Consider the following 12,279-nt stretch of genomic DNA (forward strand, 5'->3'; position numbering starts at 1 on the left):
AATGAAACACATGGCTCAATTGCAATTAATTGCGACCTCAGCAATGGGACTTGAGGCTGTTGTAGCTCGGGAATTGAAACAGCTGGGGTATGAGGATGTTACGGTCGAGAACGGCCGGGTTGTATTTACTGGAGATTATATTGATATTTGCCGCTGTAACTTGTGGCTGAGAAGTTCTGACCGTGTCCTTATCAAGATGGGTGAATTCCCAGCAACCACATTTGACGAATTGTTTGAAGGTACCAAGGCACTCCCTTGGGAAGAATGGATCCCTGCGAACGGCGAATTCCCTGTCGAAGGCCGCTCCCACAAATCCCAACTGAGCAGCGTTCCTGCCTCTCAGGGTATCGTGAAAAAAGCGATCGTTGAGAAGCTGAAGCTGACGCATAACACCGAATGGTTCCCCGAGAACGGAGCTCGTTATGTCATTGAAGTGATTTTGCTGAATGACCGCGCCCTGCTTACACTCGACACGACTGGACCAGGACTTCACAAACGGGGTTATCGTAAACTCGTGACTGAGGCTCCGCTGAAAGAAACACTCGCTGCAGCGCTTATCCAGCTCAGCCGTTGGAACGTATCCCGCCCCTTCTATGATCCGTGCTGCGGTTCGGGCACCATGCTGATTGAAGCAGCCATGATCGGGTGGAACATCGCACCGGGACTGCGCCGCTCCTTCAACTCCGAGAATTGGGATGTCATCCCTAAAGAACTGTGGGAACAGGCTCGTGAGGAGGCATTTGATGCGGTTCGTGACGACGTTCCATTGCAGATTTCGGGTAGTGATATTGACCCTGAAGCGATCGAGGTAGCGCAGGCAGCGATCAAGAGTGCGGGATTTGCGAAGGATATTGAAGTCAGCGTACTGCCTGCACACCGGGCAAGACCTCAAGGGCAGTATGGTGTAATTATCACCAATCCGCCATATGGTGAACGCCTGAGCGAAGAGAAGGACGTCTTGAAGCTGATCCGCTCCTTAGGCCGCAGTTATCTCGAGATGCCGACTTGGTCCTTTTTTGCCATCACTTCAACCAAATCCTTCGAAGAAGCTTTTGGCCGTAAAGCGGATAAACGCCGCAAACTGTTTAACGGACGCATTGAGACCCAGTACTATCAGTACTTGGGACCATTACCTCCGCGGAATTCATCACCGAAACAGTAAGGATACGATGTAAAGAGAACGCTCCTGCCTTCATGGCTGGGGCGTTTTTTTGTACGGTTATGCAACCAACGATCTGCATGAAGCACATCTGCTAGGGGCATAGTTGAAATGCCATGAAGGAGAGCTATAATGAATGGAGCCCTGTTTTTACATTCCGTTAACATTAAATGAACAAAACACTGCAACTGGGAGGGAACCTAGATGGTCATCTCACAGCCTACACGCAGCATGACGCCGCGTAGGCTTCTTAATCATCCGCTTACGTTATATCTCATTTTTCTAGTGCTGATGCTGCTGAAACTCATGTGGCTTCATCACAACCTGCATGCCTATAACATCACCATGGGTCTTCTGGATAAAGTCATTGCGATTGGCTCTTTGCTGCTCCTGTCCTTCTGGACCTGGTGGTTGCCTAGACGGGGCATGATCTTATCTCTTGTCGTGCTCAATCTGCTCCTCACAGCGCTGATCTATGCCGATATGGTTTATTATCGATACTTTCAGGACTTTCTAACGATCCCTGTGTTAATGCAGGCCAGACAAGTTGACGCTCTGGGTGACAGCATTGCTACGCTCATACACGCCAGTGACTTGTGGTTCTTCGCAGACTGGCTTGCCATCATTCCGTATGGGGCCATCCTGCTATTCAGCAGGCGAAATCGTATCTCCCATTTGTCTACAACCAGTAACAGGTTGGAGGATTACTCCCATTACCGCGGCAAGAAAAGAGGCATGCGCAGACTCACTGCAGGCGGCATCGCCTTGGTGCTTGGACTATGTCTTGCGGTGGGGCCAATCTATTTTTACAGTAAAACGTGGGCCAAAGGGCTGTTCGACAATAATTGGTGGAACGTCTCCATGTACAACGTGACTGGGCTTCTCGCTTTCCATGGATATGATCTGTACAACTATGCAAAAGACCATATCGGTTCCGGCCCTGAAGCCGATCCTGCAGATGTCGAGCAAGCCAAATCCTTTTTTGCTGACAGACAGAATAACGCTTCTAGTGAAAATGCCCTGTTTGGCAAGTACAAGGATAGTAATCTCATCATCGTTCAAGGAGAAGCCTTCATGAATTTCATGATCGGGCAAAGTATCGGTGGTCAGGAAATCACGCCGCATTTTAACGAACTGATGAAGGAAAGCCAATATTACAGTCATTTTTATCACCAAACAGGTCAGGGCAGAACATCGGATGCCGATTTTGGAGCCAATATCTCACTCCACCCACTGCCTGTAGGATCAGCATTTGTTCGTTACGCTGACCACGCGTATGATTCTTTGCCTTCAATACTGAAGGACAATGGTTACAGCACCAATGTATTTCATGCGTACGAGAGCGGATTTTGGAACCGTTATACGATGTATCAGAACATGAACTATGACAAATTTTACAGCAAAAATGATTTTGAACAGGATGATCCGCTGGGCTGGTCCTTGTCCGATGAGTCTTTTTTCCGACAATCCGTTCAGAAGATGGACAGCGAGGTGACCGAGCCGTTCTATTCCTTCCTCATCACACTCAGCAGTCATCATCCATACGCACTTCCGCAGGATAAACAGCAGCTGGATGTAGGTGAGTTCGAGGGCACGATGTTTGGTGATTATCTGCAATCCGTTCATTATGTAGATTCCGCACTGGGCAGTATGGTGGAGGATCTGAAGAACCGGGGATTATGGGATAAAACCATCTTCATGTTCTATGGGGATCACGATAATTCGATCAAAGAACAAGCCCAGTATGAGCAGTTCCTTGGACGCTCCCTGAATGAACTGGATATGGAACAAATCATGAATGAGGTCCCGCTGCTGGTTCATCTGCCGGACGGAGCCGAGGCAGGAACCATAGACCAACCTGCTGGACAACTGGATATCACTCCATCGGCGCTTCATTTGCTCGGCATCCCAGATGAATATTATCACATGGGGAATGACATCTATGACGGATCAACCCGAACCGTTGTATTGCGAAGCGGTGCATTCACTGACGGTTCTGTATTTTATATCCCTTCAGACGATTATATTTACGAGAACGGTTCATGTTATGATCTGTCCACCCGCAACAAGACAAACATCAGTGCGTGCAATTCAGGACATGATGAAGCTTCGAAGAGATTGCATGTGTCCGATACCGTCATAACGTATGACCTGATCCGGCAATTCCGTGAAGAAAACAGCGCAGAACCTGCTTCCTAGATAAAGCTAATGCCAATGTCGTCGTATCTAGTTTTCAATTAAAGGAGAAACATAAAATCATGACAATTCAATCAGAACCCTTATCCATTGAACAAAAATTATATGATGAAGCAGCGAATTTTGTGAAGCATCGCTACCCTCAGGGTTGGGGTGGCGCAGCAGTAGTTTATACCGCAGCGGGTTCGCTGTTAATCAGCGTTGCTCCAGAAGTGATCAATGATGCCACACACCTGTGCATGGAGACGGGCGCCTACCTCGAAGCACATAAACTAAACGAGAGAGTTACTCACTCCATCTGCGTGGCACGAGATGACGAACATTCGGAATTCAAAGTTCTCACTCCTTGCGGGGTGTGTCAGGAACGTTTATTTTTCTGGGGTGAAGATGTCAAAGCCGCTGTATATGACCCGGATGGAAGGTTAATTTATAAAAGACTGGACGAAATCCAGCCTTACCACTGGTCCCAGGCATACCGGGATAAATAATGATATAGTTCTGCTTCTTTACGTATTTCAAGTATTCAGGTACTTTCGAATCGAAGACTTCAATCATAATTTACTACAAAAGTGTTAAGCGTGCAGCCCACTGCATGTTTAACACTTCTTTTTTGGGACCAGCCCGAGACCTGCCTTGCGTTATTTAGAAAGTCGCTTTATAATTGTAACTAAAATAGTTTCATTTATATGGAGGTTTAAAAAGAATGATTATTGAAATATGGTCCGACTTTATGTGTCCTTTCTGTTATATTGGCAAACGCCGTTTGGAAAATGTATTGGCTCAGTTCCCACACCGTGATGAAGTGAAGCTGCAATTCAAAAGCTTCGAGCTGGATTCTCATGCTGAACTGAACAGCGGCAAAACGAACGCGGAATATCTGGCTGCCAAATACAATATGAGCGTGGAACAGGCAAAGGGCATGAATGCTCAAATGAATGCCAATGCCCGTACGGCCGGATTGGAATATAACATTGATGAGATGATTCCAACCAACTCGTTCTCCGCTCACCGCCTGACCCACTGGGCAGATACACAAGGCAAAATGCTTGAACTCAGCGAGCGTTTGTTCAAGGCCATTTTCATAGAAGGCAAACATGCTGGTGACACGGATGTACTGATTCAACTGGCCGAGGAAGTGGGTCTCGATCGCAGCACCGCTGCCGAGGTGTTGGCCAGCAATCAATTCGCGGAGCAGGTTCGTGCAGATCAGGCTGAAGGCGAGCAATTAGGCATTCGCGGCGTGCCATTCTTCGTATTCGACCGAAAATTCGCGGTATCAGGCGCGCAGCCGGACGACGTGTTCCGGGATGCCATTCAGAAGGCGTGGGATGAACGCTCCCCTTTCACCATGGTTGAATCCAGCACAGCTAACGCAGATGCCGGCGGTGTATGCACTGATGATGGATGCGAAGTACCGCAATCCGATAAACCATCCAAATAACAGAAAAGCAGCAGGAGCAAGGGCAAACCCTTGAACCTGCTGCTTTTTTTCAACTTAAATCCAGTTAATCCTTACGTAAAAATTCATCCATATAAAATAAATAAAAAGTCCGACCTGCCTGACGCAGACCGAACCCTATTTATAACCTCATTTAAAGCAGAAGCCCTACGCACATGATCAGACCGCAGAGCACAGACGATTGCTGGGAAGCTCCCATAAGCGGCAGATACGTCTCGGACGGATTAACTTTGCCCAGTGATTTGTAAACCTTGTACATGGGGATAACGGAAATAATCGCGACAAGACCATAAACGGGCAATGCATGGAACACCACACTTACGATCAAAAGGACATAAGCAAGGATCGTCATCAGCTTGGATAGGCGAAGCGCTCGCTCTTCCCCCCACATGACAACCAGCGTCTTCTTGCCAATTTCACGATCCGCACGCCAGTGCAGAAAATGATGGTTAAACAGCAGCATGGTGGTCAGCATGCCAACCGGCAAGGACAGCAGCAGCGGCGCAAGCGCAAACTCTCCTGTCTGTACATAGTAGGCCCCCAAAACCGGCAGGATACCAAAGGAAACAAATATCCCGATCTCACTATAGCCTTTTCCGCGATAGCCAAATTTAATTGGTGGCGCAACATAGAAATAAGCGATCAAAGCACCGATCAGTGCAATAGCCAGGATCGGCCAACCGCTGACAATCGTTAGAATGAGACCACAAGCCCCAGCCAGCACAAGGAATCCCCAGGTAATAGCCGCAAATTTCTTCTCGGTCATGGTTCCCGAAGTCAAGAACCCGGAGTGCGTCGAAATCGCGCCTTCGGTCTCCGTTGCTTGGGTATCGGTACCGTTCCGATAATCCCATAGATCGTTTACCATATTGGAAAAAATATGAGCGGAAACCGCGCCTACCAGCGTCAGCAAAAACAAAAGAAAACTAAATTCTTTCTGCATGGCGTAGGCGGAGATGGTGCCTAGTATTACTGGAACAACCATTACCGTTACGGAATACAGTCGGGTCATATTTTTAAATAAAGCCCAATTACTCATGATGTATATATGCCTCCTATGATGCTAAATCTTTAACACTTTGTGACGACGTTCACATAATATTAGATTATACACCAAATTGACATTGTTGTGATAGGAAATTTTTGTTCGTTATACCACTGAATCTTCGGTTACTTGCGTTAAAAGCTTTCCTTTATCAGAAGCCTCACTTGGGCAGCATCCTTCGAATCCAAATCGGGCAGCAAGGATGAAAGGGAGAAAAGGCCCTCTCCTTCTTGAAGAGGACCTTTTAGTTTATATCTAGGTGTATGAATCAGATATTCCTTATACCTTCACTCAATCCCAAAAGAGTTGATCCGGATGCGGCCCGGTTCTCTTATCAGAATCCAAGGCATCAATCGATCTAAGTTCATCCGGCGTTAACTCAAAATCAAAAATGTCTGCATTCTCACGAATCCGTTCGGGTGTAACGGACTTCGGTATGGTCACAATCTGATTTTGAATATCCCATCGCAAAATGATCTGTGCCGGTGTCTTTCCATATTTTTGGGCAAGGCCCTTTAACGTGGATTCATTGTTCAGCTTACCTCGCATGATCGGGCTCCAGGCTTCAAGCTGAATTCCCTGTTCCCCGCAGAAATCCTGCAGTTCCTGCTGAATCAGACCTGGATGCAGTTCCACCTGATTGACCGCAGGTACCGTTCCACCTTCATCTATGATTTCGCGCAAATGATGGATTTGGAAATTGCTCACACCAATCGCCCGTACGCTTCCTTCGCTATATAGACGTTCGAATGCTCTCCACGTCTCCTTGTACTGGTCTCTTCCCGGCCAGTGAATTAAGTATAGATCTATGACATTCAATCCCAGTGCCTTCTGACTGGCCTCAAATGCTCTGAGCGTTGAATCAAAACCCTGATCCTCATTCCAGAGCTTGGTGGTCACGAACAGCTCATTGCGGGCAATCCCACTGCTTGCTATGGCTTGTCCCACTTCTTCTTCATTCCCGTAGACAGATGCCGTATCAATACTGCGATATCCTACTTCCAATGCAGTCTCAACCGCTTGCTGCACTTCCTTACCCTTTGCTCTATATGTTCCAAATCCTAGCCAAGGCATCGTTACCCCATTATTCAGAATCGTGCAATCTGTAATATGTTTGGTCATCCTGTACCTCCCGTATGGAATTTGGCTGCTCAAGGTTTATTAACCTTCTGACAGAAATTTAAGCGTTTCCTTCTCTTCCTGTATAGCGACCGATTTCCGGGAGATTCTTGAAAAGGCAGCATGAGAATAAGAACCCGCAACGCTCTATGGCATGCGGGTTCTGTTGTGACAGGAACAGCTATTGATTCCCTTGCCCGTTCTGACTCTGGATGGAGTTCAATCTTCTCTTTTCCTCAGAGAACATCTCTTCTGCCAGCTCAACACCCTGTCCTCCGAGCGAACGTTCAGCCTGAAGCATCGCCTGCTCCGTATGCGCGAGTCGGCGCTCGGCTTGTTCAATGGTCTGCTCTGTTGGATGTGACATGGCCTGAGATACGGCAAAATGAAGTTTGTTCACTGCATTCTGCGCCTGAGATACAGTCGTATTCGCTTGCAAACTGGAATCATAACGCTTCGGCATGAGTATTCCTCCTTGGGATCATGTTCCTGTTACCCCTTTAGGATGGATGATGAGGTCCTGCCTTATTCTTCTTTTGCATAAACAATTTATGAATGTCAGGTCGTGACTCCATTTGAACCTTCATAATCCCTATGGTTGTAACCTTCTCCTAACTCACTGCGTTTATCTTATAGATGACTTTTTAGAAGAAAGAGGTGGTTGTTTGAAAAACCTGAGGATTCCGGTCATCCTGTTGACTTTGTTATTGATAACCAGTGGTTGTGCCTCTGCAACGTATGAAATAACGGGTTATACAAGTTCCTCCATTATTGCCGATATTCCAGTTCCGACGAATGCCAAATCATTAAAAGTCACGACAGATTCAGCAAACCCCAATATCAAAATAAGTGAAATGTATGAATTGAAACATATCGGAGGTGAACAAGGCCTGTATACGCCTGCTGATTATTTTCAGAAATTACACGATGAAGGGTGGGTAGAGTTGGAGGAGAACCGAATGGGACATGTTCATTTCCTCAAAAAAAACGAGACGGTAGTCGCTATCGAAATACGTGAGGATACCTTTGAAATTCATGAAATGAAAAAAGACGCTCCCCTGTAACTCTCCCTACGTGTTCTTGGAACATTGAAAATACCACCAAGTTATCTCTGTGCACAAAAAAAGAGAGGCATCAGCCTCTCTTTTACTTCACGAATTTCGCAACTTTTGCCAGTACTTCTTCTTCTGTCGGCGCACTAATGTACCGACCGTTGATAAACACAAAAGCACGCTTCGCACACGGACCACAGTACGATTTGCACCCAATCTTGATCTCCGTATCCGGAGCCATTTTCTCCAGCTTGGGTACAATCGACTTCAGTCTGATATGATTACACTTTTCGCATACGCGGATATCGTTAGCCATGAGTTCCCCTTCTTCGCGGCCTTAGTGGTCGCCGTGGTTGCCTTTGGAAGGGTTCGTGATGACAAATCCTTCTTGTGGAAGGTACAGGTAGTCAATTTTAACACCATCCAGAAGCGGTTGATCATTCTCAAGAATAACATCGATCTCTTTGTCCGTAGATACTACGGTATCGTTTTCTTTTGGCGTGTCCAGATCAAGACCGTAGTGAGCGTGGTCACCGTGAGCATGCGTGATAACTACACGAAGTTTTTTTCCTTCGTTTTCAGGCTTGTCCAGCTCCAATTTCAATACTTTGGCAGCATTACGAGTAATTTTGCAGTTCATTTCGACTTCATCTCCTATATTGTAATTGCTGGTTCCAACAATTTCAGCATTTCTAAACTCCAGCATCTATTGTAAAGAAAGTTACTCCGCTTCGCAATAACATTGATGCAAAATCAAAGGTAAACCGTATCAATTCACCTTATGACTCCTTTAGGCGCGTGAGGGCAGCACCGGATATTTACGCTCCGCACGGCTGACAAACCAGTTCATCAGCAGCAAAGTAACACCAATATCATCGATAGGCATAAATGGCATGACATCGGGTAGAACCCAATACAGTATGACCGGGATGATGAACAGCAGTTTCTCATGCAAAGGGATCTGCGGAGCCCGCAACAGGCGGGGCAGTCTCTTGAACACTTCAGTCCATCGTTTGAACGACAGCAGTCTTCTCCACTTCATGTGAACCCCTCCATATTCTTCATGAGCCAATGAAGGCACATGATCGTATTCCACTCATTACCCTTTTAAGAATGGTATGATAACCCAAAAAAGACGGGACGCTTTCACAGCGCCCGTATGTTTTATACGAAATAAGATGCTAGAAGTTTCATGACAGGACTTCGGTTCCGGTCTCCCCATCTGACAGCAGCTCAGCCAGCAGCAGACCTACCTCGACGCAGATATCATCAAACTGTTCAACAGGTAATGGGTTAACGCCAAGTCCGACTTCCACCGTGAAGCCCGGCTTCCGAAACTGTTGAATGAACCAGTCCTTGTATCCCGCATCGCTTCCACCTAATTTAACGGCTTTGTAACCCGAGGCCCGTGCCAACCTGCGCGATAACGGCGCACTCTCTCGGGGCTCTAAATCACGGTAATTCCAATAGATCTCTTGCCCCTGACTGTGCAGGGAAACGACAGCAGCGAAGTTGTGTTGTTCTGTCCACTCCGCAAGTGCCTTTGCTTCTGGCTCTGATAACGGTGCCTTGCCCGCATAATCTCGGGGACCTGGTGATGTAATGCCTCTCCGCGCTGCCTCTTCCTCCCAGTGAGCCGGAAATTGATCGTTCAGATCAACCCCTCTAATATTGGCTTTCCAATGGGTAAAATGCGGACGACCGGCATTCCATGCAAGCAGCTGCTTGGCATGTGGATGTCTATTCACTACACCCTCCTGGACGAGCTCCACTCCATCGGGATTGACCATAGGCACGACCCACAACGTCGTTTCCTGCATCCAACGCTCTGTCCTGAATTGTTGCCAAGGCACGCTGTCAGTGTATGCCCCCGCATATTCTTCAACAAAACGCATGATTACCGCACTCGTAAGCCATTCATTGGCATGAACGGACGCATTAACGTGAATATGGCGAGGTCCTTCGCCGATCTTTACGTAAGGTATAGCCTTCCCCATGACGCTTGCACCGATTGTACCTGTGGAAATGAACGGATATTGCTTCTCAAGCAAAGCGACATCCCGGGTCAATTCACGGTAACCGTATTCACCCTGTAACCTGACAATAGTTTTGCCATTTGAATCCGGAATATGAATGCATCGCCCACACCAATCCTCAACGTTCGCAAACTCAGGATTGGCGTCACGCAGCTCTTTTTCATTCAGGCCAAAACGTTCTGCGATCCACCCCACGTTTTCCCCAGGCTGAACAGCATATCTGCGACCGGTTCCCGGCAGGATTCGCAGCATCTGTCCAGCAAGCAAGTAGGGCTGTGCCGCTGCCTCCGGGTTCAGGGCAGCCAGCAACGCCCTCGTCATGTGGTGCGCAGAAGCAATGCGGGATAAGGTATCCCCTGACTGAACAATAATCCACTGAAGCTCCATGGTGTCTCCTTTCCCGGCGGGAGAACGCAGTTCTCCCCGTCCTATGCTCTTATTGTGCTACCCTAATATGTATGCGAACCCGGTTGTCCGTCATGTGACATGAATCACGCGAGCCTTTTCCAAGCGCGGTTCTTCGTATAAATAAAAAACCGGAGCGCAAGGGCTCCGGAATGACTGATGAGTGCAGTGGGTTAAGCTTCAACCTCAACTCCAATATGAATGGGTATTACTGCTATGTTACGTTAATCGGGTGACCTGCCACACGACAGGTGTTTTCGAGATCTGTTCTCCCAACCACTGGCGGGTAATATTCTGGAACATGCGTGGGTCTCCCGTACAGAAAAATTGATGCACCGGTGTCTCATCCCCACTTGCCAGCTTTCGTTTATCATACAAAATCGTACTGATTTCCCTCGCCGTCTCATCTGCCGAACTGATCAATTTCACTTCCTGTCCCATGACTTCCTGGATCGTTTCCATGAGAAATGGATAGTGGGTACAACCCAAAATGAGACAGTCAATTGGCTGTTGTTTGATCTGACCCAACGACTGCTCCACCGCAAGTGTTGTTTGTTCGGAACGGAATTCACCCTGCTCTACCAGAGGCACCAATGCGGGGCAAGCCTGACTGACGACATCAATATAGGGGGACAACTGCTTAAGTGCCGAAGTATATGCACCACTTCCTATCGTTCCCACTGTACCGATTACGCCAATGCGCCCTGTTCGAGTAGCCGTAATGGCAGCACGCGCCCCGGGATGGATAACCCCAATGACAGGCACATTCACCTTCGCCCGAATATAGTCAAGGGCTGCTGCCGTGGCTGTGTTACAGGCGATAACGATAACCTTCGGATCGAACTGGATCAAGAAATCAACGATTTGTTCCGTAAATTGTTTAACTTGTTCGGACGAACGGGGTCCGTACGGTGTCCGGGCAGTATCTCCAAAATAAATGATCTTTTCCCGCGGGAGCTGACGCATCACTTCCTTGGCGACGGTCAATCCCCCTACACCGGAGTCTAATATAGCGATTGCTTGCTGCACGAACACACCGCTTCCTTCTTCATTGAATTGGTTCTGATAACGATTTGGGTTCCAGAGCTTTCTTCCTACCGTATGATTATTCTGGCAAAAAGGTACCTACATCTTACCCGATTTCATCTCAGGGTTCAAATAAAACCCCGCACGCTGCGGCTTCCACAGCATTGTCGCACACAAACAAGCAGGCTCCCCTCATTCTTCGAGGAAAGCCTGCCTATCGCCCAGCAATGCTTCAGATATTATCTTTCGAATCATCTGCAGGCAGCTTTGCAACAACATTAATGCCAGACTCATTTTCATCTTTGTTCTCAGAAGAGTCTACAGACGAATCCGAGTCGGTAATAACAGCAGATACGCGTAATTCCTTTCCTTCAGCGCAGTTCCGCCAGGATTGGATATCCTGAATGACAACGTCTGCCGTTTCTTTTACTTTGGATACGATCTGTGAGCTTTGTTCGCCCACCTTAACGGCCAGTTCCTGACCTTTTTCGGTGACCTGACGCGCACCTTCCGAAATATCCTGACGCAGCTCACGTCCGGATTTTGGCGCCAACAGCAGCGCTGTTACAGAACCCACTACCGAACCGATCAATGCTCCCCACAACAAACTTTTGTTTGAATCCTTCACGTTGCATCTCTCCCTTTACCTTAATGAAGTACCGGATACCAAGCAACAATACATCTTGATGCTTACTGATCCGGGCGAATGCCTACTCTGTTGATGCAGTATAAGCAGCAAGGGCTTGACCTGACACTCCAGATAGCAAAAACTTTTTAAACCA

14 protein-coding genes are annotated in these 12,279 nt (G+C 47.6%); 5 read left to right on the forward strand and 9 right to left on the reverse strand.

The features are described from left to right. The first annotated feature begins 10 nt into the window (after positions 1-10). The 4 genes from GUA98_RS03345 to GUA98_RS03360 all read left to right on the forward strand — a co-directional run bounded on the left by GUA98_RS03345 (position 11) and on the right by GUA98_RS03360 (position 4,796). A complete protein-coding gene (locus GUA98_RS03345; protein WP_095358946.1) occupies positions 11-1,162 on the forward strand; it encodes a THUMP domain-containing class I SAM-dependent RNA methyltransferase in 1,152 nt (383 codons plus the stop codon). A 201-nt stretch (positions 1,163-1,363) separates the two neighbouring features. Continuing rightward, on the forward strand, positions 1,364-3,358 hold the full coding sequence (locus tag GUA98_RS03350; protein WP_193722056.1) for an LTA synthase family protein: 1,995 nt from the start codon (positions 1,364-1,366) through the stop codon (positions 3,356-3,358). Positions 3,359-3,417: 59 nt separating this feature from the next. Continuing rightward, entirely contained in the window at positions 3,418-3,843 is a 426-nt protein-coding gene (locus GUA98_RS03355; protein ID WP_153977829.1) for a cytidine deaminase, read from the forward strand. A 215-nt stretch (positions 3,844-4,058) separates the two neighbouring features. Continuing rightward, a complete protein-coding gene (locus GUA98_RS03360) occupies positions 4,059-4,796 on the forward strand; it encodes a DsbA family protein (RefSeq protein ID WP_153977828.1) in 738 nt (245 codons plus the stop codon). A gap of 151 nt (positions 4,797-4,947) precedes the next feature. Here GUA98_RS03360 and GUA98_RS03365 read toward each other — a convergent pair whose 3' ends face one another. The 3 genes from GUA98_RS03365 to GUA98_RS03375 all read right to left on the reverse strand — a co-directional run bounded on the left by GUA98_RS03365 (position 4,948) and on the right by GUA98_RS03375 (position 7,441). Continuing rightward, positions 4,948-5,853 (reverse strand): prenyltransferase, encoded by a 906-nt coding sequence (locus GUA98_RS03365; RefSeq protein WP_153977827.1) that lies wholly within the window; start codon positions 5,851-5,853, stop codon positions 4,948-4,950. A gap of 297 nt (positions 5,854-6,150) precedes the next feature. Then, the gene (locus GUA98_RS03370) at positions 6,151-6,981 is read right to left on the reverse strand and encodes an aldo/keto reductase (protein WP_095288052.1); all 831 of its coding nucleotides are present in this window, start codon (positions 6,979-6,981) and stop codon (positions 6,151-6,153) included. Between the two features lie 178 nt (positions 6,982-7,159). Continuing rightward, on the reverse strand, positions 7,160-7,441 hold the full coding sequence (locus GUA98_RS03375; RefSeq protein ID WP_095358951.1) for a hypothetical protein: 282 nt from the start codon (positions 7,439-7,441) through the stop codon (positions 7,160-7,162). Between the two features lie 202 nt (positions 7,442-7,643). On the opposite strand from GUA98_RS03375, the gene GUA98_RS03380 reads away from it, so the two are divergent. Then, entirely contained in the window at positions 7,644-8,042 is a 399-nt protein-coding gene (locus GUA98_RS03380; RefSeq protein ID WP_153977826.1) for a hypothetical protein, read from the forward strand. A gap of 82 nt (positions 8,043-8,124) precedes the next feature. On the opposite strand, the gene GUA98_RS03385 is transcribed toward GUA98_RS03380, so the two are convergent. The 6 genes from GUA98_RS03385 to GUA98_RS03410 form a co-directional block, all read right to left on the reverse strand. Further along, positions 8,125-8,346, reverse strand: a complete 222-nt coding sequence (locus GUA98_RS03385; RefSeq protein ID WP_095288055.1) for a DUF1450 domain-containing protein — start codon at positions 8,344-8,346, stop codon at positions 8,125-8,127. A 21-nt stretch (positions 8,347-8,367) separates the two neighbouring features. Then, entirely contained in the window at positions 8,368-8,670 is a 303-nt protein-coding gene (locus tag GUA98_RS03390) for a heme biosynthesis protein HemY (RefSeq protein WP_095288056.1), read from the reverse strand. A 150-nt stretch (positions 8,671-8,820) separates the two neighbouring features. Then, entirely contained in the window at positions 8,821-9,072 is a 252-nt protein-coding gene (locus GUA98_RS03395) for a hypothetical protein (RefSeq protein ID WP_095288057.1), read from the reverse strand. 148 nt (positions 9,073-9,220) lie between these two features. Next, positions 9,221-10,453 (reverse strand): M14 family metallopeptidase, encoded by a 1,233-nt coding sequence (locus GUA98_RS03400; RefSeq protein WP_193722057.1) that lies wholly within the window; start codon positions 10,451-10,453, stop codon positions 9,221-9,223. A gap of 237 nt (positions 10,454-10,690) precedes the next feature. After that, the gene (gene racE, locus GUA98_RS03405) at positions 10,691-11,500 is read right to left on the reverse strand and encodes a glutamate racemase (protein WP_095288100.1); all 810 of its coding nucleotides are present in this window, start codon (positions 11,498-11,500) and stop codon (positions 10,691-10,693) included. Positions 11,501-11,729: 229 nt separating this feature from the next. Next, positions 11,730-12,125 (reverse strand): YtxH domain-containing protein, encoded by a 396-nt coding sequence (locus GUA98_RS03410; RefSeq protein ID WP_095288059.1) that lies wholly within the window; start codon positions 12,123-12,125, stop codon positions 11,730-11,732. Positions 12,126-12,279: the final 154 nt, after the last annotated feature.

It is taken from the genome of Paenibacillus sp. P13VS (genome assembly GCF_015143645.1).
GTDB lineage: Bacteria > Bacillota > Bacilli > Paenibacillales > Paenibacillaceae > Paenibacillus > Paenibacillus xylanilyticus_A.